Annotated in this window: 20 protein-coding genes; 15 read left to right on the top strand and 5 right to left on the bottom strand. The window is 67.2% G+C overall.

The features are described from left to right. Nucleotides 1–15 precede the first annotated feature (15 nt). Both ACZ1JS_RS06415 and metH read left to right on the top strand, forming a co-directional pair. Nucleotides 16–1,065: a homocysteine S-methyltransferase family protein gene (locus ACZ1JS_RS06415; protein WP_465168219.1), complete on the top strand. Its 1,050-nt coding sequence runs from the start codon at nt 16–18 to the stop codon at nt 1,063–1,065. Between the two features lie 171 nt (nt 1,066–1,236). Beyond that, on the top strand, nt 1,237–3,927 hold the full coding sequence (metH, locus tag ACZ1JS_RS06410) for a methionine synthase (RefSeq protein ID WP_465168218.1): 2,691 nt from the start codon (nt 1,237–1,239) through the stop codon (nt 3,925–3,927). Here metH and ACZ1JS_RS06405 read toward each other — a convergent pair. From ACZ1JS_RS06405 to ACZ1JS_RS06395, 3 genes are read right to left on the bottom strand one after another with little or no spacing between them, the layout of a single operon-like run. Further along, nucleotides 3,914–4,705: a hydrolase 1, exosortase A system-associated gene (locus ACZ1JS_RS06405; RefSeq protein ID WP_465168217.1), complete on the bottom strand. Its 792-nt coding sequence runs from the start codon at nt 4,703–4,705 to the stop codon at nt 3,914–3,916. The two genes, metH and ACZ1JS_RS06405, sit on opposite strands and share 14 nt — an antisense overlap. Beyond that, a complete protein-coding gene (locus ACZ1JS_RS06400) occupies nt 4,690–5,346 on the bottom strand; it encodes an alpha/beta hydrolase family protein (protein ID WP_465168216.1) in 657 nt (218 codons plus the stop codon). Before ACZ1JS_RS06400 ends, ACZ1JS_RS06405 begins: the two co-directional genes overlap by 16 nt. Next, entirely contained in the window at nt 5,343–5,615 is a 273-nt protein-coding gene (locus ACZ1JS_RS06395; protein ID WP_465168215.1) for an acyl carrier protein, read from the bottom strand. Before ACZ1JS_RS06395 ends, ACZ1JS_RS06400 begins: the two co-directional genes overlap by 4 nt. Nucleotides 5,616–5,936: 321 nt before the next feature. Between ACZ1JS_RS06395 and ACZ1JS_RS06390 the strand changes: the two genes are divergently transcribed. The 13 genes from ACZ1JS_RS06390 (at nt 5,937) to ACZ1JS_RS06330 (ending at nt 24,337) form a co-directional block, all read left to right on the top strand. Continuing rightward, the gene (locus ACZ1JS_RS06390) at nt 5,937–7,430 is read left to right on the top strand and encodes an AMP-binding protein (RefSeq protein ID WP_465168214.1); all 1,494 of its coding nucleotides are present in this window, start codon (nt 5,937–5,939) and stop codon (nt 7,428–7,430) included. Then, entirely contained in the window at nt 7,427–8,659 is a 1,233-nt protein-coding gene (locus ACZ1JS_RS06385; RefSeq protein ID WP_465168213.1) for a pyridoxal-dependent decarboxylase, exosortase A system-associated, read from the top strand. Before ACZ1JS_RS06390 ends, ACZ1JS_RS06385 begins: the two co-directional genes overlap by 4 nt. A 136-nt stretch (nt 8,660–8,795) precedes the next feature. Continuing rightward, the gene (locus tag ACZ1JS_RS06380; protein ID WP_465168212.1) at nt 8,796–9,428 is read left to right on the top strand and encodes an XrtA/PEP-CTERM system exopolysaccharide export protein; all 633 of its coding nucleotides are present in this window, start codon (nt 8,796–8,798) and stop codon (nt 9,426–9,428) included. 1 nt (nt 9,429) lies between these two features. Further along, complete coding sequence (locus ACZ1JS_RS06375; protein ID WP_465168211.1) at nt 9,430–10,953, top strand: XrtA system polysaccharide chain length determinant; 1,524 nt, start codon at nt 9,430–9,432, stop codon at nt 10,951–10,953. 16 nt (nt 10,954–10,969) lie between these two features. Beyond that, nucleotides 10,970–11,860 (top strand): AAA family ATPase, encoded by an 891-nt coding sequence (locus ACZ1JS_RS06370; RefSeq protein WP_465168210.1) that lies wholly within the window; start codon nt 10,970–10,972, stop codon nt 11,858–11,860. Next, the gene (locus ACZ1JS_RS06365) at nt 11,860–13,464 is read left to right on the top strand and encodes a hypothetical protein (protein WP_465168209.1); all 1,605 of its coding nucleotides are present in this window, start codon (nt 11,860–11,862) and stop codon (nt 13,462–13,464) included. Before ACZ1JS_RS06370 ends, ACZ1JS_RS06365 begins: the two co-directional genes overlap by 1 nt. 414 nt (nt 13,465–13,878) lie before the next feature. Further along, the gene (locus tag ACZ1JS_RS06360) at nt 13,879–15,000 is read left to right on the top strand and encodes an AAA family ATPase (RefSeq protein ID WP_465168208.1); all 1,122 of its coding nucleotides are present in this window, start codon (nt 13,879–13,881) and stop codon (nt 14,998–15,000) included. Between the two features lie 9 nt (nt 15,001–15,009). Beyond that, a complete protein-coding gene (locus tag ACZ1JS_RS06355; protein WP_465168207.1) occupies nt 15,010–15,849 on the top strand; it encodes an XrtA system polysaccharide deacetylase in 840 nt (279 codons plus the stop codon). After that, on the top strand, nt 15,846–16,895 hold the full coding sequence (locus ACZ1JS_RS06350; protein ID WP_465168206.1) for a FemAB family XrtA/PEP-CTERM system-associated protein: 1,050 nt from the start codon (nt 15,846–15,848) through the stop codon (nt 16,893–16,895). Before ACZ1JS_RS06355 ends, ACZ1JS_RS06350 begins: the two co-directional genes overlap by 4 nt. Next, nucleotides 16,892–18,028 (top strand): TIGR03087 family PEP-CTERM/XrtA system glycosyltransferase, encoded by a 1,137-nt coding sequence (locus ACZ1JS_RS06345; protein ID WP_465168205.1) that lies wholly within the window; start codon nt 16,892–16,894, stop codon nt 18,026–18,028. Before ACZ1JS_RS06350 ends, ACZ1JS_RS06345 begins: the two co-directional genes overlap by 4 nt. Next, the gene (gene xrtA, locus ACZ1JS_RS06340; protein ID WP_465168204.1) at nt 18,025–19,545 is read left to right on the top strand and encodes an exosortase A; all 1,521 of its coding nucleotides are present in this window, start codon (nt 18,025–18,027) and stop codon (nt 19,543–19,545) included. The genes ACZ1JS_RS06345 and xrtA overlap by 4 nt, the downstream gene beginning before the upstream one ends. A 2-nt stretch (nt 19,546–19,547) precedes the next feature. Then, a complete protein-coding gene (locus ACZ1JS_RS06335; protein ID WP_465168203.1) occupies nt 19,548–21,434 on the top strand; it encodes an XrtA/PEP-CTERM system amidotransferase in 1,887 nt (628 codons plus the stop codon). A gap of 95 nt (nt 21,435–21,529) precedes the next feature. Then, nucleotides 21,530–24,337: a DUF3857 domain-containing protein gene (locus tag ACZ1JS_RS06330; protein ID WP_465168202.1), complete on the top strand. Its 2,808-nt coding sequence runs from the start codon at nt 21,530–21,532 to the stop codon at nt 24,335–24,337. Nucleotides 24,338–24,415: 78 nt separating this feature from the next. On the opposite strand, the gene ACZ1JS_RS06325 is transcribed toward ACZ1JS_RS06330, so the two are convergent. Then, on the bottom strand, nt 24,416–25,468 hold the full coding sequence (locus ACZ1JS_RS06325; RefSeq protein WP_242115386.1) for a 1,9-bis(guanidino)-5-aza-nonane synthase: 1,053 nt from the start codon (nt 25,466–25,468) through the stop codon (nt 24,416–24,418). Between the two features lie 184 nt (nt 25,469–25,652). After that, nucleotides 25,653–26,894: a type III PLP-dependent enzyme gene (locus ACZ1JS_RS06320; RefSeq protein WP_465168201.1), complete on the bottom strand. Its 1,242-nt coding sequence runs from the start codon at nt 26,892–26,894 to the stop codon at nt 25,653–25,655. Between the last annotated feature and the right edge of the window lie 64 nt (nt 26,895–26,958).

Below are 26,958 nucleotides of genomic sequence, written 5' to 3'. Positions count from 1 at the left end.
TTCGAAGGAAGACCCATGACCTCCGCCCGCGAACGGCTGAACGCCGAAGCCGCCCAGCGCGTCCTCATCACCGATGGCGCGTTCGGCACCGAAATCCAGAACTGGAAATTGTCCGAGGTCGATTATGCCGGCAGCCTGTCGCTCGGCCATGATCAGAAGGGCAATAACGACATCCTCGCGATCACCAAGCCCGAGGTGCCGGAGACGATCACCCGCGCCTATCTGGACGCGGGGTCGGATATCGTGTCGACCAACACGTTCAGCGCGAACCTTATCAGCCAGGCGGATTATGGCGCCGAAGCACTGGTCGCCGACATCAACATTCAAAGCGCGCAGATCGCCCGCCGGTTGGCCGACGACTATGCCGCGCGCGACGGGCGGCCTCGCTTCGTCGCGGGGGCGATCGGGCCGACCAACAAGACGCTGTCGCTGTCGCCCGACGTCAACGATCCGGGCTATCGCGAGATCGATTTCGATTATCTGAAGAATGTGTATCGCGAGCAGATCGACGCGCTGGTCGATGGCGGGATCGATTTCGTGCTGATCGAGACGGTGTTCGACACGCTGAATGCCAAGGCGGGCGTGATGGCTGCGATCGAGGCGGGGCAGGCCCTGGGTCGTGATCTGCCGATCATGTTGTCGATGACGCTGACCGACCTGTCGGGACGCAACCTGTCGGGGCATACGGTCGAGGCATTCTGGCACGCGATCCGCCATGCCAAGCCGGTGACGATCGGGCTGAACTGCTCGTTCGGGGCGGAGCAGCTTCGCCCGCATGTGAAGACGCTGTCGGACATCTGCGATACGCTGATCATGGTGTATCCCAATGCCGGGCTGCCCAATGAACTGGGTGCCTATGACGAGGCGCCGGCGACGACTGCGGCTTTGGTCGGCGACTGGGCGGATCATGGGCAGGTGAACGTGCTGGGCGGTTGCTGCGGATCGACGCCCGCGCATATCAAGGCGATGGCCGAACGGGTGAAGGGCGTCGCCCCGCGCAAGGTTCCGGCAGTGCCGGTGCAGACGCGCCTTGCCGGGCTGGAACCCTTCACGATGGCGGCGTAGAGGCCGTTTTCGGAAGAGGGCATCAGATCCTCTCCGGTATGAGGGGGACCATGCGCAGGATGGTGGAGGGGGGTCTCCGCCATCGCTACCGTTTCGTTTGAGGAGGCCCCCCTCCACCATGCTTCGCATGGTCCCCATCCCCGCGGAACGGGGAGGATTTGAGAAACCTCGATGACCAACGCCTCGACCAATTTCGTCAATATCGGCGAACGCACCAACGTCACCGGCTCCGCGCGCTTCAAGAAGCTGGTGATGGCGGGCGACTATGCCGCGGCGGTCGAAGTCGCGCTGCAACAGGTCGAGAGCGGGGCCCAGGTGCTCGACGTCAACATGGACGAAGGGCTGCTCGACGCGCATCATGCGATGACGACCTTCCTGAAGCTCATTCAGGCCGAGCCGGACATCGCCCGCATTCCGGTAATGGTCGACAGTTCCAAATGGGACGTGATCGAGGCGGGGCTGAAATGCGTCAGCGGCAAGCCGATCGTCAATTCGATCAGCATGAAGGAGGGCGAGGAACAGTTCCTCCGCCATGCCCGCATCTGCATGAACTATGGTGCGGCGGTTGTGGTCATGGCGTTCGACGAGGTCGGGCAGGCCGATACCCAGGCACGCAAGGTCGAGATCTGCACCCGCGCCTACGACCTGCTGATGACGATCGGCTTTCCGCCCGAGGACATCATCTTCGACCCCAATATCTTCGCGGTGGCGACGGGGATCGAGGAGCATAACAATTACGGCGTCGACTTCATCGAGGCGTGCCGTGAGATCAAGGCGCGCTGCCCGCACTGCCATATCTCGGGCGGGTTATCGAACCTGTCGTTCAGCTTCCGCGGCAACGAGCCGGTGCGGCGCGCGATGCACTCGATCTTCCTTTACCATGCGATCCCGGCGGGGATGGACATGGGGATCGTCAATGCCGGACAGCTCGACGTGTACGACACGATCGACCCAGAACTGCGCACCGCGTGCGAGGATGTCATTCTCAACCGCGATCCGGGCGCGACCGACCGGCTGATCGCGCTGGCGGAAAAGTACAAGGGCACCGACGCCGTTGCCGAGAAGGCGGCGGCGGAATGGCGTTCGCTGCCCGTCGTCAAGCGGCTCGAATATGCGCTGGTCAAGGGCATCGACGCGCATGTCGTCGACGATACCGAGGAATGCCGCCAGCAATTCGCCCGGCCGATCGAAGTGATCGAAGGGCCGCTGATGGACGGAATGAACGTCGTCGGCGACCTGTTCGGATCGGGCAAGATGTTCCTGCCGCAGGTCGTGAAATCCGCTCGTGTCATGAAGAAGGCGGTAGCGCACCTGCTGCCCTTCATCGAGGCGGCAAAGGAGCCCGGTGCCAAGGGCAAGGGCAAGATCATCATGGCGACCGTCAAGGGCGACGTGCATGATATCGGGAAAAACATCGTCGGCGTCGTGCTTCAGTGCAACGGCTTCGACGTGGTCGACCTGGGCGTGATGGTGCCGTGGACCAAGATTCTGGAGGCCGCCAATGAGAATGACGCGGACATGATCGGCCTGTCGGGTCTCATCACCCCGTCGCTGGACGAGATGGTCACCGTCGCCGAGGAGATGAAGCGCGCGGGCATGACCATGCCGTTGCTGATTGGTGGCGCCACCACGTCGAAGGTCCATACCGCGCTGCGTATCTCGCCGGCCTATGACGGGCCGATCGTCCATGTGCTCGACGCGAGCCGCGCGGTGGGGGTCGCGACGACGCTGGTCAGCGAGACCGGGCGCGATGCCTATGTCGAGCAGGTCGCAGCGGATTACGAAGCGGTGCGGATCGCGCGCGCGGGCAAGGGGCAGAGCGAACTGACCCCGATCGCGGACGCGCGGGCCAATGGGTTCAAGACCGATTTCAGCCAGAAGCCCGGCGCGCCGGCCGAACCCGGGCGGCATGTGTTCGACGATTGGGATCTGGCGGACCTGCGCGATTATATCGACTGGACGCCGTTCTTCCGGGCGTGGGAGCTTGCCGGCAACTTTCCGGCGATCCTGACCGACGAAGTCGTGGGCGAGAGCGCGTCGTCGCTCTACGCGGATGCGCAGGCGATGCTCGACCGGATCGTCGCGGAAAAATGGCTGACGGCGAAGGGGGTTGCCGCCCTGTGGCACGCCCATGCGCAGGGCGATGACGTCATCGTCGACGTGCCCGCCGAACAGATCGAGCCGGCGCTGGAGGCGGGGCGGGTGTCGCCGCTGTCGGGCGTGCCGCACGAGTTCGCGACGCCGTTGCAGAACAGTCATGCCACCCATGCGATCCGCATGCCGTTCCTGCGCCAGCAGGTGCAGAAGCGCGAGGGGCGGGCGAATATGTGTCTGGCCGATTTCGTCGATCCGGCGGGCGACTGGATGGGCGGGTTCGCGGTCGGCATCCACGGGATCGACCCGCATATCGCGCGGTTCAAGGCCGAGAATGACGACTATCAGGACATCTTGCTGAAGGCGCTGGCAGACCGGCTGGCGGAGGCGTTTGCCGAGCGGCTGCACCATCATGTGCGGACGGTGCTGTGGGGCTATGCGCCCGACGAGCAATTGACCAACGAGGCGATGATCCGCGAGCAATATCGCGGCATCCGCCCCGCGCCCGGCTATCCGGCATGCCCCGACCATAGCCAGAAACCGATCTTGTTCGAGATGCTGGGTGCGACCCAAGCCACTGGAATCACGCTGACCGACAGCTTCGCCATGCTGCCGACGGCGGCGGTGTCGGGATTCTATTTCGGGCATCCGGACAGCGCCTATTTCGGGGTGGCGCGGATCGGGCGGGACCAGCTGGAGGATTATGCGGCGCGGCGCGGGGTCAGCGTCGAGCAGGCGGAGCGGTGGCTGCGGCCTAATCTCGACTGAGCGCGGCCAGTATCCGGGCGCGCAGCCAGTCGCGGTCGGCGGGGCGGGCGAAGCTGTGGCTCGCGGAATCGTGCTGGTGCAGGGGGATACGGGCGCGCAGCGGCGAAAGGTGACGAAGGTGCCACGCAGCGAGGAATGCGCGGGCGGTGTGGTCGTCGCTTGCCAGCAGGATTTCGGCAGCAATTCCCGAGCCTAACCCCTCGGCGAAGCGATTGGTCAGGCCAGTTGGCGTTTGGCGAGTGGTGGCGACGGTGACCAATCCGCGCGCCAAGCGGTGGAAGTTGACACGGCCGGTCAGCAGCCGCCGCCACGCGGAGGGCGAAACCAGCCGCTGCGCATAGGTTGCGCGGATGGCAGCGGGGGGCGGCAGGTCGTTGGTCGGCTCCACCACCCATGGATTGGCGAGCAGCAGGCGGTCGATCCCGGCCTGCACATGGAACAGGGCAAGGGTCGTGGCGGCGTCGCAATTGCCGAAGCCGACGATACGCACCGCGCCGGTCGCGGCACGCAGCCACGTCGCAGCGGCGACAAGGTCCGGTGCGGCCGACAGAAATCCGCCGTTGGTGCCGGTCGAATCGCCGATCCCGCGCCGGTCGTAGCGCAGCACCGGATAGCCGGCCGCGGCGACTGACGCCGCCAGCAGCGCCATGCCGCGATGCGCGCCGATGCGTAGTTCGTTGCCACCCGAGACGATGAGCAGCGCGGTGTCACCTTCGGCGGGATCGAGCGTCGCGGCGATGGTTTCGCCCGCACAAGGGATCGTTACCAGCCGACGCATGCGCGGCTCCATGCGGCGAGGTCGTCGGCAAGCACGTCGGCGAGCACGGGGTCGTCGCCGGGTTCGCTGCGGCGCCATAGCGGCGCGGCGTCGATCCGCCGGTCTGCCGGGCCGGGATCGGTGCCGAGGCGAACGGTGCGCAGCGGCTGTGTGCTTGCGGGCGTTGCAGCCTCGAGTTCGGCGAGCAGCGCCGTCGACAAGCGGTTGCCGCCAACTTCGGCGATGTCGGTGGCGCGATCGATGCCGATGCGGGCCAGTTCGCGCAGCAGCCGTGCACCCGATTGCGGGGCGAGATGCCAGCGGCCGACGACAGCCGCGTCATGGTCGAGCAGCGCATCGGCGCGGATCGCGGCGGTGACGACCGGACGGTCGCTTGCCGCCACCAACGCGGCGACGGCGCTGCGCCAGACGGCAAGGGTAGCGGCTTCGGTCGGCAGCAGGCTCTCGCCCTGTCCGGGAAGGTCGGGCAACATTGCGCCGATATCGCGGGCGGCGAGCGCGCGGAGCAGGCCGACCGCGAAGGTGCGGGTGCGGTTCGCCTCCTCGAACGGGGGCAACAGCAACAGCACGACCGGTCCGGTGGCGGGACCGAAACGCCAGAGCGCCTCGCTGCCGCCGGGCCAGTCGTAGCGGTCGATCAAGCGGGCGCCTTGGCGCTCGCGAAGCGGACGAGCGAGCCGAACGTCTCCATCGTGTCGCCGTCGATATCGTCGTCCTCGATCAGGATACCCAAACGGTCCTCCATCTCGGTCAGGACGCCCGCGACCGCCATCGAATCGAGTTCGGGCAGCGCGCCGAACAAGGGCGTGTTGTCGTCGAACGCGGCGGCGCGTTCGTCGGACAGGCCCAGCACGTCGCGCAACACGGCGCGGACAGTCTGCTCGGTCGATGCTGAACCCTGTGCGATCACTCAATTTCCCCTGTCGGCGATAGGGTCGCCGGATCGCGGGTGTTTAGGGGGTGGGCGGCGCGATGCCAAGGTGGTGGGTTGGGGGGCGGGGGTATGGTTTGAGGTTCGATATAGGATCGTCTGTCGTACCCCCGCGCAGGCGGGGGTCCAGGGTTGCAGTCGCATGCCGTTGTTTTGCTTGGCTCTGGGCCCCCGCCTGCGCGGGGGCACGGCTGGCTGATTGGATTGGATTCCACGCCGCCGGTGCTTCGAAACGGATCTTCGACTCTCCACCTCGCCTCGCCGGTTCAATCCACCTCGCAACTGGTCTAAGGCGCGGACATGCTTGATCCGGTTCCGCAGACGATCGATCGCTTGCCGTTGCGCGGGGACCCCGACGCGCCGGCGTTGATCGATCGTGATGGCACCGTGACCTTTGCCGAGCTCGAAATACTGGTCGCGCGGGTGGCTGGCGGGTTGCGGGGGTTGCCGGCGGGGGCGCGGGTGGCGACGTGGTTGCCCAAGACGCGACTGGCCTGCGTCATGCCATTGGCGGCCGCGCGGGCCGGGCTGGTGCATGTGCCGGTCAATCCGGTGCTGAAACGGGCGCAGGTGGCGCATATCCTCGCCGATAGCGGCGCCTCGCTGCTGGTGACACAAGGCGCGCGGGTCGCGGCGCTGGCGTCGGGGGATGTACCCGAGGGATGCGCGGTCATGACCGATGCGCCCGATGGGACGCCGGTCGGGGCGAGCGAGGGCAACCCGGACGCGCTGGCGGCGATCCTCTATACCTCCGGGTCGACCGGGCGGCCCAAGGGCGTGATGCTGAGCCACGCGAATTTGTGGCTGGGGGCGATTTCGGTCGCGCATTACCTGCGGATCGTACCCGGGGATCGGGTGCTGGCGGTGTTGCCGCTGAGTTTCGACTATGGGCAGAACCAGCTTTTTTCGACCTGGGCGGCGGGCGGCGCGGTGGTGCCGCTCGACTATCTGACCGCGCGCGACGTGGTGAAGGCGGTCGAGCGGTTCGGGGCGACGACGCTGGCCGGCGTGCCGCCGCTATGGACGCAGTTGCTGGAGGCGGAATGGCCGACGGAGACGGCGGCGCGGTTGCGGCGGCTGACCAATTCGGGCGGGGCGCTGACCCCGCGTCTGGTGCGAGGGTTGCGGGAGCGCTTCGCGGGGGCGGACCTGTATGCGATGTACGGGCTGACCGAGGCGTTCCGCTCGACCTTTCTGGACCCGGCGCTGATCGATGCGAAGCCCGAGGCGATGGGTACGGCGATCCCCTTTGCCGAGGTGGCAGTGGTACGCGCCGATGGCAGCCGTGCCGAACCGGACGAGCCGGGCGAACTGGTCCATGCCGGGCCACTGGTCGCGCAAGGATATTGGCAGGATGCCGAGCGGACCGCGCTGCGGTTTCGGCCGGCGCCGGCATGGATGGCGAGCGGCGGCATGGCGGTTTGGTCGGGCGATACGGTGGCGCAAGGCGCGGACGGATTGCTGCGCTTCGTGGGACGCGATGACGAGATGATGAAGGTGGCGGGCAACCGGATCAGCCCGACCGAGGTCGAGGAGGCGGTCGAGGCCGGCGGCGAAGTGGCCGAGGCGGTGGCGGTCGGGCTGCCCGATGCGCGGCAGGGGCAGGCGATCGTCGTCGTCGCGCGCGCGGCGATCGAGGGGGCGGAGGAGGCGGTACGGGCGCGGCTGCGGCGCGACCTGCCGAGTTTTCAGCAGCCGGCGCACTATGTCTGGGTCGAGGCGCTGCCGCGCAACGCCAATGGCAAGCTCGACCGGGTGGCGGTGCGCGCGCTGGCGCAGGCTGCGGTCGCATGAAGCCGATCGGTCCGATTCCGGCGGGCTTTGCCGGGCAGTCGCGGTTGATGGTCGGCGGGGTAGATTTTGCCGAGCTGCTGGCGCGCGCCGGGGATACGCCCGCATTCCTGTATGACGGGGCGGCAATCGCGGCGCGGGTGGCGCGGTTGCGCGTGGCGCTGCCGGCAGAGGTTGGCGTGCATTATGCGATCAAGGCCAATCCGCATCGCGATCTGCTGGCGATGATCGCACCGCTGGTCGACGGGCTGGACGTGGCGTCGGGCGGCGAACTGGCGATGGCGCTGGGCGTGAAGCCGGCGGTGGCGATCAGCTTTGCAGGGCCGGGCAAGCGCGACGACGAACTGGCGGCGGCGATCGGGGCGGGCGCGACCTTGCATGTCGAGTCCGAGGGCGAGGCAGAACGGGCGCTGGCGATCGGAGATCGGCTGGGACTTGCCCCGCGCATCGCGGTGCGGGTGAACCCCGATTTCGAACTGCGCGGGTCGGGGATGCGGATGGGCGGGCGTGCTTCCCCATTCGGGATCGATGCGATGCGGGTGCCGACGTTGGTGCGGCGGCTGGTGGCGGTCGGGGCGGACTGGCACGGTTTTCATATCTTTGCGGGGTCGCAGACGCTCGACAGTGCGGCGATCGTCGAGGCGCAGGCGGCGACGGTGACGCTGGCCGAGCGACTGGCGGAGGAAGCGGGGGCGGTGCCGGCGTTCGTCAATCTGGGCGGCGGGTTCGGCATTCCCTATTTCGCGGGCGATGTGGCGGTCGATGTCGAACGCGTCGGCGCGGCGCTGGGCGAGCGGCTGGCGGTGCGGGGCGACGTGCTGCGCGCGACGGGCTTCGCGGTCGAGCTGGGGCGCTGGCTGGTCGGGGAGGCGGGCGTCTATTGCACACGCGTCGTCGACGTGAAGGTCAGCGGCGGCGAGACGTTCGTGGTGGTCGATGGCGGGCTGCATCACCAATTGGCGGCGAGCGGCAATTTTGGCACCGTGGTGCGGCGCAACTATCCGGTGGCGGTGGCCGAGCGAATGGATGCGGCGGCGACGATGACGGCGTCGGTGGTCGGGTGCCTGTGTACCCCGCTCGACCGGCTGGCGGATCGGGTGGCGCTGCCGCAGGTCGCGGTGGGCGATACGATCGTGTTGTTCCAGGCGGGGGCCTATGGCGCGACGGCCAGTCCGGCGGCGTTTCTGGGGCATCCGCCGGCGCGCGAATTGCTGGTCGGGACAGCGGGTTAGCAACCGACTGTCGCAAAATGGGACAGGATCGACGTTTGTCGCTGTACTCAACCGGATATTTACCCCTTGGCCGGCATAGCGGGCTACAGTCCTGCGCGGTCCGTGTCGGCCGTGCGCGTTCGAACGAGGAAGTGATATGCGTTTGAAGGGTGGAGTTGCCGGGGTGGCGCTATGCGCGGTGCTGGGCGGATGCGCCGGCGGCGCGACGCGCCCCGAACTGCCGCCCGCGCCGTTCGTGCAGGCGAAGGAGGCACCGGGCGAGGCCTATGTGATCGGGCCGCTCGACCAGCTCAGCATCTTCGTATGGCGCAATCCCGAACTGTCGGCGAAGGTGCAGGTGCGGCCCGACGGGCGGATCACCACGCCGCTGATCAACGACATGCCCGCCACCGGCAAGACGCCGGCGATGCTGGCCGACGACCTGAAACTGGCGCTGGGCGAATATGTGAAGGACCCGCTGGTATCGGTGATCGTCGAGAATTTTTCCGGCACGTTCAGCCAGCAGGTGCGGGTGGTCGGTGCGACCGAGAAGCCGGCGTCGCTGCCGTACCGGGCGAACATGACGCTGCTCGACGCGATGATCGCGGTGGGTGGGCTGAACCAATATGCGTCGGGCAATCGCGCGCGGCTGGTCCGGTACGACCGGGCGACGGGCAAGCAGGAGGAGTTCGCGCTGCGCATCTCCAGCCTGCTCAAGAACGGCGATTCGAGCGCGAATGTGAAGCTGCAGCCGGGCGACGTCATCATCATCCCCGAGAGCATGTTCTGAGATGGACGGGCTGGTTGGCGAGCTGAAGCTGATCCTGCACGCGATCTGGCAGCGGCGCTGGATCGCGTTGGCGATCGCATGGGTGGTGTGCCTGGGCGGGTGGCTGGTCGTCAGCCAGATCCCCAACAGCTATCAATCGACCGCGCGGGTGATGGTCGAGATGCGGCAGGTGCTGCCGGGGGCCGAGGCGGCGGTGGCGCAGAATGCGCAGGCCAAGGACATCGATCGCATCCGCCAGACGCTGACCTCGGCAGTGAACCTCGAGAAGGTCGTGCGCGGCACGTCGATGGCGGAGACGATCGCCAACGACCGCGACGTGGCCGATCGGGTGGCGTCGCTGCAGAACGCGATCAAGCTGACCGCGCAGCAGGACAATCTGTTCGAGATTTCGGCGACGGCGGGCAATCCGAAGCTGGCGCGCGAGATCGTCCAGAAGATGATCGATATCTTCGTCGAGGATAATCTGGCGAGCGATCGCGACGCGACGGTGCAGTCGCTGCGCTTCCTCGACCAGCAACTGGCACAGCGGCAGAAGCAGCTGGCCGATGCCGAAGCGCGGCGTCAGGCATTTCAGGCGCAATATATGGCGATGCTGCCGGGGACGGGATCGCTCGACGATCGCATGTCGAACGCGCGGGCCGAACTGGCGCAGATCGACGGCAACCTTGCCGCCGCGCAGTCGAGCCTGTCGGCGGTGAATGCGCAGATGGCGGGCACGGCGGCGACGCTGCCGGGGACGGCCGGCACGGCGACGGTCGGGCCGGCACGCGCGCGGCTGAACGCGATCGAGGGGCAGATCGCCGAGGGGCGCAGCCGGGGATGGACCGATGCCCATCCCGACATGGTCGCGCTGAACCGGCAGTTGGTGGCGGCGCGGGCGGCGGCGCGCGGCGAGGGCGGTGGCGTCAGCGGGGGTACGGCGGCATCGCCCAACCCCTTCTATCTCCAACTCCGCGCGACGCAGGCCGATCGCCAGGCGACGGTGGCGGAACTGACGCAGCGCAAGCGACAGATCGAGGGGCAGCTGAACGGATTGCAGGCGAAGATCGCCGAGGATCCACAGGCGGCGGCGCAGCAGTCGCAGCTCGACCGCGATATCGCGTCGCTCAAGCAGCAATATGACTCGCTGTTCCAGGACCGCGAACAGGTGCGGATCCAGAGCAGCGTGCAGACCGATACCGATGCGGTGAAGTTCAGCGTGATCGACCCGCCGACCCAGCCGCGCGCACCGACCGCACCGAACCGGCCGCTGCTGTTGCTGGGCGTGCTGGTCGTCGGGATCGGGGCGGGCATCGGCGCGGCGTTCGCGCTCAGCCGGTTGAAGACGAGCTTTGCCACGGCGGCGCGGCTGGAGAAGATCAGCGGCATGCCGGTGCTGGGCGCGATCGGCGAAGTCGTGACCGATGCGGTACGCGCCGAACGCCAGCGGCGATTGAAGCTGTTCGCGGGAGGCACGGGAGCATTGCTCGTCGCGTTCGTGCTGTTGCTCGGCCTCGAGTTCGCGCAACGCGGGCTGGTTGCCTGAAGGGAGGACGGCCCAAGTGAACGATCAGTCGCATCGTGGCCTGCGTAGCCAGTCGCTGCTCGAACGGGCGGCGGCGCGCTGGCAGATGGCGCCCGCTCCCGAGGTCTTGGCCGAGCCGGTCGCTGACGTCGCGCCGGTCGCGAAAAAGCCGATGCCGGCCGCGCGCATCCGGCCGGTCGATCCGGCGAAGATCGATCGCGACGCGCTGGCCGAGGGCGGAATGCTGGTCCCCGGCGGGCCGGTGACGGCCCTGGCCGAGGAATTCCGGCTGGTGAAGCGGCAGTTGCTGGCGACCGGGGCCGATATCGCCAAGCGCGACGAGGATGCCGCGCGAATGATCCTGCTATGTTCGGCGCAGCCGGGCGATGGCAAGACCTTCTGCGCGATCAACCTTGCGCTGTCGCTGGCGGCCGAGCGCGACCTGAACGTCCTGCTGGTCGATGCCGATTTCAACAAGCCCGACATTCTCGGCCGACTGGGGCTGAAGGCGGAGCGCGGGCTGCTCGACGCGCTGGGCGATGCGAGCATCGATCCCGAAACGCTGGTGATCGCGACCGACGTGCCGCAACTGTCGATCCTGCCGGCGGGCACGCGGACCAACGCCGATACCGAATTGTTGCGCAGCGACCGGGCGCGGGCGGTGCTCGACGCGCTGCTCGCCGCCGACCCGGATCGCATCCTCCTGTTCGATTCCCCGCCGGCACTGGCGGCGTCGTCGGCAGCAGTGCTGGCGACCCTGGTCGGGCAGACGGTGCTGGTGGTGCGCGCCGATCGCAGCAGCGAAGCCGATCTGCGTGAAGCGGTGGCGCTGCTCGACGGGTGTGCCGAGATACAGTTGTTGCTCAACGCGACGACCTATCGCGCCGAGGGGCCGCGCTTCGGCTATTACGGGCAGGAACAGGATTGATGGTTCGCGCGGCGGTCCTGCCGGTCCTGATCGCGGCCGCCGCGCCCGCACAGGCGCAGCGGGTCGATGTCAGTCCCTATATCGAGGTCGGACAGGCGGTCGCCGCCGACCTGACCGACGGCGATGTGGTGACCTATACGCAGGTGACCGCCGGGATCGATGCGCAGGTCACGACGCAGCGCGTACAGGTACAGGCCAATTACCAGTATCAGCGCATCTTCGACTGGGGCAGCGATTTCGGCGGCGGTGAGATTCATTCGGGGCTGGCGCGCGCCAATGTCGCGATCACGCGCTGGCTGAACCTCGAAGGCGGGGCGATCGCGACGCGGGCGCGCGGCGATCAGCGCGGGGGCGGGTTCGGGCCGTTCGTCAACGCTAGCAACGTCAACACCGCGCAGGTGTACGGACTCTATGCCGGGCCGACGATCGCGACGCGGGTCGGGCCGTTCGCGGTCAACGGCACCTATCAGTTCGGCTATGTGAAGGCCGAGGCGCCGGGCGCGATCGATCTGGCGCCGGGGCAGCGCCGGGTCGATTATTTCGACGAAGCGACCAGCCATCTGGTGATGGGCAGTGCGGGCACGCGGGCGGGAACGATCCTGCCAATCGGTTTCACCGTCTCGGGCGCGTGGCTGCGCGAGGATGCGGGCCAGCTCGACCAGAAGTTCGAGGGCGCGTACGGCCGGGTCGATGCGGTGCTGCCGATCACTCGCACGCTGGCAGCAGTCGGCGGCGTCGGCTATGAAAAGATCGAGGTAACGCAGCGCGATCCGCTGCTCGATGCGCAGGGGCAGCCGGTGCTCGACGGGGCGGGGCGGTTCGTGACCGATCCGGCGTCGGAACCGCGCATCGCCTATGACACCGACGGGCTGATCTGGGACGCCGGGGTCTTGTGGCGACCGTCGCCGCGCACCGCGCTGGAGGCGCGGCTGGGCCGGCGCTATGGTTCGATGAGCTATACCGCGTCGCTGCAATGGCAGAGCGGACCGGGCGCGGCGGTACAGGTCGGCGTCTATGACAGCGTCACGACGTTCGGGCGGCAGCTGACCGGATCGCTGGCGCAACTGCCGATCAACTATATCGACGGGCAGGACCCGTTCGGCGCGCGCTATGGCGGCTGCGTGTTCGGCGGCGGGGTAACGCCCGAGGGGCAGTCGAACGCGGGCGCGTGCCTGACCCCGGTATTTCAGTCGATCAGCGCAGCGACGTTCCGCGCACGCGGGATCGATGCGGTCTATTCGATCACGCGCGGTCCGACCCGGCTGGGGCTGGGCGCGGGCTATGCCAGCCGGCGCTTCTACCTGCCACCGGTGCCAGGAGCGGTCGTTTATCGATCGCGCGACGAAAGCTATTATGTCCAGGGGTTCGGGCAGTGGGCGGTCGACGGGCGGTCGTCGATCGGCGTCGACGTCTATGGCAATTATTTCGTCAGCGGGATCGAGGGCGGACTGGACGCATGGGGCGCAGGCGCCCAGGGCGGATATTATCGCCGGTTCGGGCGGGCCTATGGCAGTCTGACGGCGGGGCTGTATGGCTTCGATGTGGAAGGCGCGGAGTCCGATGTGATCGCGCAGGCGTTGCTGGGGGTCGGGTATCGGTTCTAGGGTACTACGGGAATATGTAAAACCGTTCGTGCTGAGTAGGGGCTGAGCCTGTCGAAGACCCGTATCGAAGCACCTGTCCAAACGGTCCTTCGATACGCGATTTCGACAAGCTCAATCGCTACTCAGGACGAACGGGCAGGGCTTATTTTATCGTGTTCTGAGGTGCCAGGATAACGCCGCGTGCTCCTATCGGCTTCCCGTCATCCCCGCGCAGGCGGGAATCCATATCCGCGGACCTTCGTGAAAAATCGGCTACTTGGCGTATAGGGACGCGCGCCCTCGCGGGGAGACGAATGCAGAATCCCGCGATCTTCAACGGCTTGCGGTGCATTTGCGGCGGACACATTCGTCCCGCCGCAAAATTTTAAGAAGAATAAACCGATCGGGGTTATACAACTCCCAACGGAGATGTTGATGTACGACGATCACTATGGCCTGACCGGTCGCCCGTTCCAGCTGACGCCCGATCCGGCCTTCTGGTTCGATACCGCGACGCATCGCAAGGCGATGGCGTATCTCGGCTATGGATTGAGCCAGGGCGAGGGCTTCATCGTCATCACCGGCGATCCGGGCACCGGCAAGACGACGCTGCTCGGCCATCTGATGCGGACGATCGATGCCGCGCGGCTGAACGTCATCCGCATCGTGACGACGCAGATCGAGGCCGACGACCTGTTGCGGCTGGTCGCCGCCGGACTCGACGTCGAGCATGACGGGCTGACCAAGGCGCAGTTGCTGAGCGGGATCGAACGTGGGCTGCACAATGTCGCGCGCTCGGGGCGGCGGACGCTGCTGGTGATCGACGAGGCGCAGTCGCTGCCGGTCGGGTCGATCGAAGAATTGCGGATGCTGTCGAATTTTCAGGCGGGCGGATATGCGCTGTTGCAGATATTCCTGCTCGGCCAGCCTGAATTCCGCCAGCGGCTGCACGGGTCGGACCGGCTGGAGCAGCTGCGCCAGCGGGTGATCGCGATGCATCACCTCGACCCGATGGAGGTCGAGGAGGTTGGACCGTATCTCGAACACCGGCTGCGCGTGGTCGGATGGAGCGGCAGCCCCAGTTTCTCGCCCGATGCGCTGGAGGCACTGCACCGCTGGTCGGGGGGTATCCCGCGCCGGCTGAACCAATTGGCCAGCCGGGTGCTGCTATTCGGTGCGATCGAGGGGATCGACCGGTTCGGCACGCTGGACGTCGAGAATGTGATCGCCGATCTGGACAAGGACGGGCTGGGCAGTCGGGCGGGCGATGCCGAGGCGGACGAGCCGACGTCGTTCGGCGATGCCGAGCCGCGGCCGATGACGCCGGCGCCGCCGCCGATGCCGCCGCGTCCGATCCATTTGTCGGTCGTCGAAAGCGGACAGCGTCCGGCCCCGCCGGTCGCCGAAACCGAGGCGTTGCTGGCGCGGATCGAGTCGCTCGAAGCGCGATTGAAGCAACAGGATCTGGCGCTGCGCCGGGTGCTCACGCTGCTGGTCGACTGGGTCGAGGGCGAGCAGCGTCGGCCCGACCTGACGTCCGTGCGCGTCGCCGGCTGAGTCACCCCTATGCGCAACGCGATGTCGGTCGACGTCGAGGACTGGTTTCAGGTCGGCGCGTTCGAAACGGTCATCGACCGGCGCGACTGGGACGCCCTGGAGCACCGGGTCGAGGCGAATACCGATGCGGTGCTCGACCTGTTCGCTGCCGCCGGGGTGTGTGCGACCTTCTTCACGCTCGGCTGGGTGGCGGATCGGTTTCCGGCGCTGATGCAGCGGATCGTCGCGGGGGGGCATGAACTGGCCAGCCATGGCTGGGACCATAAGCGCGTCTTCACGATGACGGCGGACCAGTTTCGCGACGATCTGGCGCGGGCGCGGACGGCGCTGGAGGATGCCGGCGGGCAGGCGGTGACCGGCTATCGCGCGCCGAGTTTTTCGATCGATGCGCGGACGCCATGGGCGCATGGCGTGCTGGCCGATGCCGGCTATACCTATTCATCGTCGGTCGCGCCGCTGACCCACGACCATTATGGCTGGGCGGGGGCACCGCGCGGGCTGTACCGGCCGGTGGCGGACAGCGCGCTGATCGAGTGGCCGATCACGCTGGCCAAGGTGCTGGGGCGCGATGTGTCGGCGGGGGGCGGGTTTTTTCGGCTGCTGCCGAACAAGGTCGTCGAGGATGCAGTGGTCCGCAGCAACCGGGTGGAGGCGCATCCGGCGATGTTCTATTTCCATCCGTGGGAGATCGACCCGGGCCAGCCGCGCGTCGCCAATGCGCCCCTCAAATCGAAGCTGCGCCATTATCCGCGGCTGGGGGCAATGGCGGGCAAGCTGCAGCGGCTGATGGCACGGCATGACTGGGGCCGGGCCGATGCGATCGTCGCCGAGCGCGCGGTCGCGCTGTGAGCCTGCGCGTCCGGCGGGCGGAGCTGGCCGACGTCGCCGAGCGCGCGCGGATCGCGGCGTTCGTCGAGCGGCGGGCGGAGGCCACCCCGTTCCATCTGCCGATCTGGGGGGAGGCGACGGCGGCGGGGTGCGGGCAGGCGTATCGCATGCTGCTGGCCGAGGAGGCGGGGGCGCTGGTCGGGCTGGTGCCGCTGACGCAGGTGCGCTCGCCACTGTTCGGGGCAGCTTTGGTATCGACCGGCTTCGGGGTCGGCGGTGGCGTGCTGGGCGACGGGGCGGCGGCGCGGATGCTGGCCGAGGCTGCGGTGGGCGTAGCGCGTGAACTGGGTTGTCCGACGATCGAGATGCGCGGCGGAGCGCCGATCGATGCGGCGGGCTGGACGTTCGACGATACGCGCTATCTGGGGTTCGTTCGACCGTTGGCGGCGGATGATGACGCCGAGTTGCTGGCGATCCCGCGCAAGCAGCGCGCCGATGTGCGCAAGGCGCTGGCCGCGCCGTTCGAGGTGGTGGTCGGGCGCGACGCGGCGGCGCTGGCCGAGCATTTCCGTGTCTATGGAACGTCGGTGCGCAATCTCGGCACGCCGGTCTTTCCACGGTCGCTGTTCCGCGAGGTCGTGGCGGCGTTCGGGCAGGATGCGGATGTGCTGACCATCCGCCATGCGGGGCGGGCGGTGGCGAGCGTGCTGTCAATCTATTGGCGGGGGACGGTCTATCCCTATTGGGGCGGCGGGACGGCCGAGGCGCGGGGGCTGCGCGCCAATGAGCGGATGTATTTCGAACTGATGCGGCATGCGCGGGGGCGTGGGTGCGCGCGGTTCGATTTCGGGCGGTCGAAGGTCGGAACGGGGCCGGCGGCGTATAAGAAGAATTGGGGCTTTGTCGGCGAACCGCTCGGCTATCCGACCTGGACCGCCGATGGGGCTGCGCCGCGCGATGCCAGTCCGCTGAACCCGAAATACCGGTTGAAGATCGCGGCATGGCAGAGACTGCCGCTTGCAGTGTCGAACCGGGTCGGGCCGTGGATCGCAAAGGGGCTGGGGTGAGCGACATCCTGTTCCTTGCCCACCGCGTGCCCTATCCCCCCGATCGCGGTGACAAGGTGCGCAGCCATCATGTGATGCGGCATCTGTCGACGCTGGGGCGGGTACATCTGGCGAGCTTTGCCGACGATCCGCGCGACCTGGACCATGATGCGGCGCTGAGCCAGTGGTGCGCGAGCGCGGGGGTGGTGCCGCGGACCAAGGGCAATGCGCGCGCGGCGGTCGAGGCTTTGGCGAGCGGGCGGCCGGTGTCGCTGACGGCGTTCGATCATCGCGAGATGCGGGCGGCGGTGGCGCGGTTGCTGGCGGAGCGGCGCTATGATGCCATTTATGTCTATTCGGGGCAGATGGCGCAGTATCTGCCGGTCGATGCGCGGTTTGTGATGGATTTCGTCGACCTCGATTCAGCGAAGTTCGCCGGCTATGCGGAGGATGCGCGCGGGCCGATGCGCTGGATGCTGCGGCGCGAGGCGCGGTTGCTGGGCTCGTTCGAGCGGGCGGTGGCGGCGCGGGCGGCGGCGACGCTGTTCGTCAGTGCGGCGGAGGCGGCATTGTTCGTCGGACAGGCGCAAGCGGTGGAGAACGGCATCGACACCGGTTTCTTCGATCCGGCTTCGGTCGCGCCCGTGGCGGAGGCGGGGCCGCTGATCGTATTTACCGGGCAGATGGATTACCGGCCGAACATCGATGCGGTGCGCTGGTTCGTGACCAACGTGCTGCCGGGGGTTCCGGGGCGGTTCGCGATCGTCGGGCGCAGTCCCGTGGCGGCGGTGCGGGCGCTGGCGGGCGAGCGGGTGATCGTCACCGGCGAGGTCGCCGATGTACGGGGCTGGATCGCGGCGGCGGATGTCGTCGTCGCGCCGCTGCTGCTGGCGCGCGGCGTGCAGAACAAGGTGCTGGAGGCGATGGCGATGGCGCGGCCGGTCGTCGCCTCGACGGCTGCGGCGGAGGGGATCGATGATGCCGGATCGATCCGTGTCGCGGCGGATGCCGGTGCGTTCGTTCGCGAAATCAGTGGTTTGCTGAACGATCCTGCCACGGCGTCCGCACTTGGGCAGGCGGCACGGACGCGGACGATCGCGCGCTATGGATGGGATGCGCGACTGGCGCCGCTCGCCGGGTTGATGGGGTTGTGAGCAGTCTCGCGCTCGATCGTCCGGCGCAGTCGCTGACGCCCGAATGGCGGCGGTCGCTGATCGCGCTTGGCGGGATCTGGGCGGCGCTGCTGTTGATCTTTCACCGCGACGTGGCCGATGTGGTCGAGATCTGGTGGAATTCCACCACCTATGGCCACTGCCTGTTCGTGCCGCCGATCATCGGCTGGCTGGTCTGGCAGCGGCGGCGCGAGGTGCTGCCGTTGCGGCCGGGGGCGTGGTGGCCGGGACTGGCGATCGTCGTCGGGGGCGGCATCGGCTGGCTGGTGGGGGAGGCGGCGGCGGTCGCGTTGTTCCGCCATGTCGGGCTGGTGATGCTGTTGCAGGGGGCGGTGGTCACGCTGCTCGGACCGCGCGTCGCACGCGGGCTGTCGTTTCCGCTCGGCTATATGGCCTTCATGGTGCCGTTCGGCGATTTCATGGAGCCGTGGCTGCAATCGGTGACGGTAGGGCTGACGATGCCGATCCTCCATGCGCTGGGCGTGCCGGCGAGCGTGGACGGGGTGCTCATCACGATTCCGAACGGCTATTTCGAAGTCGCCGAGGCATGTTCGGGCGCGAAGTTCGTCATCGCGATGATCGCGTACGGCGCGCTGGTCGCCAATGTCTGTTACGTCGCATGGGGCCGGCGGGCGGCGTTCATGGCGCTGGCGTTGGTAGCGCCGGTATTGGCCAATGGCGTGCGTGCGGCAGGGACGATCTATGCCGCGCACCTGACCTCGGTCGCGGCAGCGACGGGGTTCGATCATATCGTCTATGGCTGGGTCTTCTTCGCACTGACCATGGCCGGCGTGCTCGCGATCGGATGGCGCTGGTTCGATCGCGATCCCGATACGCCATGGTTCGACGTCGCGCGGGTGCAGGCGATGCCGATGCGCGTCGCCGACCGGTCGATGGCGGCGGGCGTGGTGCTAGGCATCGCCGTCGGCTTTGCTGCATGGGGATGGGTGATCGACAGCCGCGCCGATCGTCTGCCCGACCGGATCGATCTGCCGGACGTGCCGGGGTGGCAGCGGACCGCGATTACCGGCGAACCATGGGTGCCGCATTATCCGGGTGCCGACCATTTCCTGATCGGCCGCTATGGCGACGCGCGCGGGCGCAGCGTCGATATGGCGATCGCGGTCTATGCTGCGCAGGGCGAGGGCCATGAACTGGTCGGGTTCGGGCAGGGACCGATCCGCGAGAATGACCGCTGGGTGCGGATCGCCGACACCCCGCCGATCGCCGGCGGCGCGACGCTGCGGATGGCGGCGCCCGGCCCGGTCGAGCGCGAGGTCGCGACCTGGTACCGGATCGGATCGGTCACCACCGGCAGCGAGGATCGGGTGAAGCTGGAAACGCTGAAGGCACGGCTGCTGGGCGGACCGCAACGGGGCGTGGCGGTGCTGTTGTCGGCAGAGAAGGGCGCGGGGGATCCACGTGCAGCCATCACTGACTTCCTGCGCGCCGCCGGGTCGATCGACGCCATCGCCGATCGCGCGACGGGAGCAAACTGACCATGTGCGGCATTGCCGGCCTCTTCCATTCCGCAAGTCCCAAGCCGGTCGATCCGGCGCGGATCGTGGCGATGACCGACGCGCAGGCGCATCGTGGGCCGGACGGATCGGGGGTATGGACGGCGCTGGGCGTCGGGCTTGGCCATCGGCGGCTGTCGATCATCGACGTGGCGGGCAGTCCGCAGCCGATGGCGCTGCCGGGCGAGGGACTCGTCGTCACCTATAATGGCGAAATCTACAACTTCGCCGAACTGCGCGCCGAACTGACCGCCCGGGGCGCGGTGTTCCGGACGCAGGGCGATACCGAAGTGTTGCTGCACGCATGGACGGCATGGGGGCCGGACATGCTGGCGCGGCTGAACGGCATGTTCTCCTTCGCCATCTACGATGCCGATCGCCAGTCGCTGTTCGTCGCGCGCGACCGGATGGGGGTCAAGCCGCTCCATTATGTCGAACTGGCCGATGGTGCGGTGGCGTTCGCTTCGGAGTTGAAGGGGTTGCTGGCGCACCCGCTGGTGCGGCGGACGCCTGATCTCACCGCGATCGAGGATTATATGGCGCTCGGCTATGTGCCCGACGACGCCTGTATCGTCGCGGGGGTGCGCAAGCTGCCCGCCGGACATTTCCTGTGGATGCAGCGCGGGCGGGCGGTCCCCGAGCCAGTGCGTTGGTGGGACATCGACTTTTCGAAGCGCGCGAAGGGCAGCACTCGCGATCTGCAGGCCGAACTGGTCGAACGGATGCGCGAAGGGGTGCGGTCGCGGATGGTTTCCGATGTGCCGCTCGGCGCGTTCCTGTCGGGCGGGGTCGATTCGTCCGCCGTCGTCGCGCTGATGGCGGAAGCCAGTCGCGCGCCGGTACAGACCTGTACGATCGGATTCGACGAGTCGGGGCATGACGAACGCGGCCCGGCGGGAGAAATCGCCGCGCGCTTCGCGACCGATCATGCGGTGCGGACGGTGCGCTCGGACGATTTCGCGCTGATCGACACGATGGTCGCGGCGTTCGACGAACCCTTTGCCGATGCATCGGCACTCGCAACCTATCGGGTTTGTGCATTGGCGCGCGAGCGGGTGACAGTGGCGCTGTCGGGTGACGGCGCCGACGAAGCGCTGGCGGGATATCGGCGGTACAAATTCCACGCTGCCGAGGAGCGCGTGCGCCGGTTGCTGCCGCCCGGGTTCCGCGAACCGGTGTTCGGGGCGCTTGGCGACGTCTATCCGAAGGCCGACTGGGCACCGCGCCCGTTCCGGGCCAAGACGACGCTGCTCGCCTTGGCACAGGACGGCGACGAAGCCTATGCCGGCGCGGTCGGGGTGACGACGCCCGGTGTGCGGCAGTCGCTTTATACACCGGCGATGGCGCGGCAACTGGGCGGGTATCGCGGCGAAGCCCGTTATGTCGCGGCGATGCGGGGGGCACCGGCACGCGACGCGCTGGACCGGGCGCAATATGCCGATTTCCGCCACTGGCTGCCGGGCGATATCCTGACCAAGGTCGACCGGACCAGCATGGCCGTCGGGCTGGAGGCACGCGAGCCTCTGCTCGACCACCGACTGATCGAATTCTGCGCCACCTTGCCGGCCGGGCTGCGGTTACGGCGAGGCGAGGGCAAGTGGCTGATGAAAAAGGCGCTCGAACCGTGGCTGCCGCGCGACATTCTGTATCGCCCGAAAATGGGGTTCGTCACCCCGGTCAGCGCGTGGTTCCGCGACGGACTGGCCGATGAGGCCGCCGCACTGACGCGGTCGCCGGTGCTGGCGAGCTGGTTCGACCTGCATGCGGTCGAGCGGATCGTCGCCGATCACCGCACCGGACGGGCCGAGCATGGCCGGACGCTGTGGCAGCTCGTCATGCTGGAGCGGAGCGCAACCCGGCTGTTCGGCTGATCTCCTTCGAATCTGCACCCAATCCCCACTCGACAAGTCAGGGCACTGCGATAGACCTTGGCGTACCGGCGGGGGCCGGTGGACAGGGGGATGACGTGAAGCCTTTGATAATGGCGCGTGCGGCCGCATTGGCAGCGGTATGTATTCCGGCTTTGGCATGGGCGAGCGATACGCCGCTTTATCAGCCGGCACCGACATTGGTCGTGGCGCCACCGAACGTTCCGGCGGGGCCGGCGGAGGAATTGCCGCCGATCGTGCTGCTCGATTTCCAGAAGCGGATCGAGGGCGACCGACTATGGTCCTATGTCCATCAGCAGACGCGGATCGCGAGCAGCGAGATGCTGTCGCAGGCGGCGACGCTGACGCTTCCCTGGGCTCCGGACAAGGGTGACCTGATCGTCCACGGCCTGACCATCTTGCGCGGCGACCAACGCATCGATTTGTTGGCGAAGGGGCAGAAATTCGTCGTGCTGCGGCGCGAACAGTCCCTCGAGCAGCGTGAGTTGACCGGTATTCTGACCGCGACGATGGCGGTCGAGGGGCTGGAGATCGGCGATATCCTCGACATGCGCTTCTCGGTCACCGGCCGCGATACCGCGCTGGGCGGGCGGGTGCAGGACGTCATCCCGCTGGTCGCGGCGCCGATGCGGGTCGGGGCGGGGCGCGTCCGCTATAGCTGGCCCAAGGGGATGCAACCCAAATATCGGTTGCTGGCCGAAGGCGTGCAGGCGACGCCGGTGACCAAGGGCGAGTTTACCGAGATCAGCTTCCCGCTGCCGATCGCCAAGCCCAAGGACATGCCCGAGGACGCGCCCTCGCGCTTCCGCCACCCGCCGCTGATGGAAGTCGCCAGTTTCACCGACTGGGCCGACGTGTCGAAAACCTTTGCCGCGCTGTACAAGACGGACGGACTGGTCGTGGCGGACGGCCCGATCGCTGCCGAGGTCGCGGCGATCATGAAGGCGGAGGCAACGCCGATCGGCCGTGCCGAGCGCGCGTTGGAAGTGGTGCAGGACAAGATCCGCTATCTGATGGTCGGTATGGACGGTGGCAACTATGTCCCGCAAGTGCCGGCAAAGACGTGGGAAGTCCGCTATGGCGACTGCAAGGCGAAGACGTTGCTGCTGCTGGCGATGCTCCACGCGATGGGGATCGAGGCGGAGCCGGTGGTGGCGAGCGTCGGCATGGGCGACTTCGTACCCGACCGGTTGCCGAGCGCGGCTGCGTTCAACCACGTCTTCGTCCGCGCGACGATCGGCGGCGAGACGCTTTGGCTCGACGGAACGGGCAGCAATGCGCGGATCGTCGATATCCACGACACGCCGGGCATCGGCTATGTCCTGCCGCTGCGTGCTGCCGGGGCCGATCCGGTCAAGGTGCAGACCCATGCCAGCGCCCGTCCGATCGCGAGCGTGACGATCGATGCCGACGAAAGTGGCGCGGTCGACCTGCCCAGTGCGATCGACGTCGCCTTTACCGCCCACGGGGCGATGGCGGCACAGTTGCGGGCGGCCAAGAGCCAGATCGGTCCGAAAGAGCAGCGCGACCTGATTTCCAGCATCTTGCAGAATGCGGTTGGCGTGGGGCAGTTCGCCGACGGGACGATCACGGTCGACCCGGCGACCGGCGATGTCGTGTTGCGTGCGAAGGGCGTGGTCGGCACGAAATGGGGAATGGAGGACCGGCGACGCAAGCGGGCGTTGGGTGGTCCGCTAAGCGAACTGAGCTTCGCGCCGGATCGCAGCCGGCCCTATTGGAGCACGATACCCGTCGCGGCGCCGCCGGTGATGGGGTTCGAACGGCGGTTGCGCGTGAAGCTGCCCGATGCCGGGCGGGGCTTCACGCTCGACGGAACGGCCGATGCCGATCAGCGCTTCGCCGGGCATGCCGTCAAACGGACCACGCGGCTGGCGAACGGCGTGCTGACGATGGACGAACGGGTCGATGCGCTCGGCGTCGAGGTGCCGGCGGCGCAGATCGCGACCGAACGCGATGCGGTGGCGACGGCGATCGCCAATATTCCGCGCGTGGTGGCGCCCGCCGACACGCCGCGGCGATGGACGCTGGATAGCGCGACGATCAACCAGTCGAGCCAGATCAAGGCAATCCGCGCGACCTTTGCCAAGGCGATAGCCGACGATCCCGACGAGATGAGCGGCTATCGAAGCCGCGCCAGTTTCGAGAGCGGGGTCGGTAATTACCGCGCGGCGCTACCCGATCTCGACCGGGTCATCGCCAAGGAACCCAGTCTCGAACTGTATCTGCAACGCGCCTATGTGCAGGACATGCTGGGCGATCGGGCGAAGGCTTTGGCCGATGCCGAACGGGCACGGCAACTCGATCCGTCGAACCAAGGCGCGACGGCACGGCTGGCGTGGTTGAAGGCGGAGAATGGCGACCTGCCCGGTGGCGTCGCGCTGCTCGACCAGCGGATCGCGCTGGGCGGGGAACAGCAGCGCGCAGCGCGGCAGGACAAGGCGGCGTTGATCGGGGAATTCGGCGACGCGGCGGAAGCGGTGAAGCTGTACGACGCGATGATCGCCGAGAAGCCGGGATCGCCCAACCTGTTGAACGGGCGCTGCTGGATCAAGGGTACGCGGTCGATGATGCTCGATACCGCGCTTAAGGACTGTACCAGCGCGATCGAGCTGAGCGACAGCACGCTCGCCGCGCTCGATAGCCGGGCGATGGTCTGGTACCGGATGGGCCGCTATCCCGAAGCGCTCGCCGATCTCGACGCGGTGCTTGCCGCGGAGCCGGATATGGCCAGCAGCCGCTATCTGCGCGCGGTGGTGCTGAAGGCGATGAAGCGCGATGCCGATGCGGTCGCCGACCTGACGATGGCGCGGCGGGTCGCCCCGCAGATCGACCGGCAATATGCCCGGTTCGGGTTCAGGATGTAGGCGTCCGGCGATCCGCTGATACGAGAACGGCGGGGGATCGCTCCCCCGCCGTTTCGTTTCGTGGCGATGTGCGGACGATCAGTCGAACATCTTGCCGAAGGCGCGCTTGGCGCGGTCCTTCCAAGCGCCGCGATGATAGGCGTCCGACGCCAGCAGCGGCATGACCGACCCTGCTTCGGCGAAGACCATCTGTTCGAGCGCGGTGTCGACCTTGCCCCAGCTGGCCGCTTCCTTCAGCGTCGACGACGAGCAGGCGCCGTCGCGCACGTCGGCGACGGTGATCTGCACGGCGTATTTGTGCATCTCGACATCGTCGTGACCCAGGATCTCGGCGCAGACGACCGTGTCCTGGATGAAGTTCTTCGGCACGCCGCCGCCGATCATCAACAGGCCGGTGGTGCCCGCCTTGATCTTGATGTCGGTCAGTTCGCGGAAGTCGGCAATGGCGTCGAGCACCATGTACGGCTTGCCTTCCTTCGCGCGATCGACCTGGTGCTTGACCAGACCGAAGCCGGCCGAGCTGTCGACGAAGGCCGGGCAAAAGATCGGCACGTCATGCTCGTAGGCGAGCTTGACGAGGCTGTTTTCCTTCTTGCCATGCTCCGACAGATATTTGCCCATCTCGCGGATGAAGGCGCGCGAAGAATAGGCCTTCGGCTCCAGCGAGTCGGCGATCTTGCCGATCGTGTGGTCGCAGTCCTGCAGCTGCTCTTCGTCAATATAGGTGTCGTAGATGCGGTCGATGTAAAGCGAACGCAGCGTGTTGTCGTCGGGGATTTCCAGCGCCTGATAATGCTTGTGGCCCAGCCCTTCGAAGAAATCCATGTCGACGATCGATGCGCCGGTCGCGACGACGCCGTCGATCATGTTCGAGCGCAGCAGTTCGGCGTACAGGTCCATGCAGCCGCCGGCCGAGGTCGACCCGGCGATCACGAGGAAGATCGAGCAGTCCTTGTCCTCCAGCATCTGGTTGTAGATGCGGGTGGCGCGCGCGAGGTCGCGGCTGGTGAAGCTCATCTTGCCCATGGCGTCGATGATCGGGCGGGCGTCGAACTTGGTGATGTCGACATGCTCGACGGTGGTCGAGAGCAGTTCGGCCTTGCGGGTGTCGTTGATCGTCGTGTCGGTCATGATGGTCCCATCATCATCGATAAGCCGTCGTCGTTATGGGGACGCGGAAACCCGGTTGGCCTCCTGTCCACAGAATGCGGGAGGAGCCGATGGCGGTCGCATAGCGGCAAAGCCATGCAAAGCCCACCCCCGGCCCCTCCCGCAAGGTGCGGGAAGGGGGAGGTGGGTGGTTAGGATGGTGTCGTTACAGCTTGACGACGTTGTTCGAAACGAACGCCGGCATGGGGTCGAGGTCGATATACATCGACTCCATCGGCTCGTCGTCGGTCAGGACGGTTTCGCCATTGCCGAACCCGTTGAACGCGGTGCGCATGGCCGAGCCATAGGCGCCGAGCATGCCGATCTCGAAATAATCGCCGCTGCGCGTATCGGCCGGCAGCGGGAACGGGCCCTGCATCTGGTCGATATCGTCGCAGGTCGGACCCCAAAAGCTGAAGTCCATGTCGCGCGCGTCCGATTCCGGCTGCCGCAGCAGCTGCACCGGATATTTCCAGCCGATATGCGCCGCATCGAACAGCGAGCCATAGGCGCCGTCGTTGATGAACAGCTCCGAACCGCGGCGATGTTCGACGCGGACGACAACCGACGCATATTCAGCGCACAGCGACCGGCCCGGTTCGGCCCACAGCTCGGCCGAATAGCTGATCGGCAGGCTTTCGAACGCGCGGTGGATCGTTTCGAAGAAACGCTCCAGCGGCGGCGGGGTCATGCCCGGATAGTGCGACGGGAAGCCGCCACCGACGTCGATGACATCGACGGTGACGCCCGCATCGACGATGGCGGCACGGACGCGCTCCATCGCATTGGCATAGGCATCGGGCGACATGGTCTGGCTACCGACATGGAAGCAGATGCCCAGCGCATCGGCGACCTGACGGGTCGCGATCAGCAACTGCTTGGCTTCGCCCGGACCCACGCCGAACTTCGAGCCGAGCGACAGCTTCGCATATTCGGACGACACGCGCATCCGCACGCACAGGGTCAGATCGGTCGCTCCATCGGTGGCGGCGACGATCTTTTCCAGTTCGTCCATGCTGTCGAGCGAGAAGGTCCGCACGCCATGCGCGAAATAGGCTTCGGCAATCGCTTCCGGCGCCTTGATCGGGTGCATGAAGTGGCAGGTCGCTTCCGGCAGCGTCGCCTTCACCAGACGGACCTCGCCGATCGACGCGGTGTCATAGTGGACGATGCCGTTGTCCCACAGGACACGCAGCAGGTCGGGCGACGGATTCGCCTTCACCGCATACATCGAGCGCCCCGGAAACTTCTCCACGAAGAATCGGGCTGCGCGCGCGGCGGCGTGCGGGCGAACGAGCGTTACCGGTTCGACTGGTCGGCGCTCTGCGATGTCGATCCCGCGCTCGAACGAGGAGTCACGGGCGATAAAGGGGGCAGCTAGCCCCAGCGCGCTATGGTGCTTGGCCAATTCAAGGGACCTCCAATTGCCTTTCGGCATACGGTGACAAAAAGCTGCCTTGCGGTTGGAAGTC

The sequence above is a fragment of the Sphingomonas sp. BL-S-05 genome, from assembly GCF_055521695.1.
This window is presented reverse-complemented; position numbering and strand designations above follow the sequence as displayed.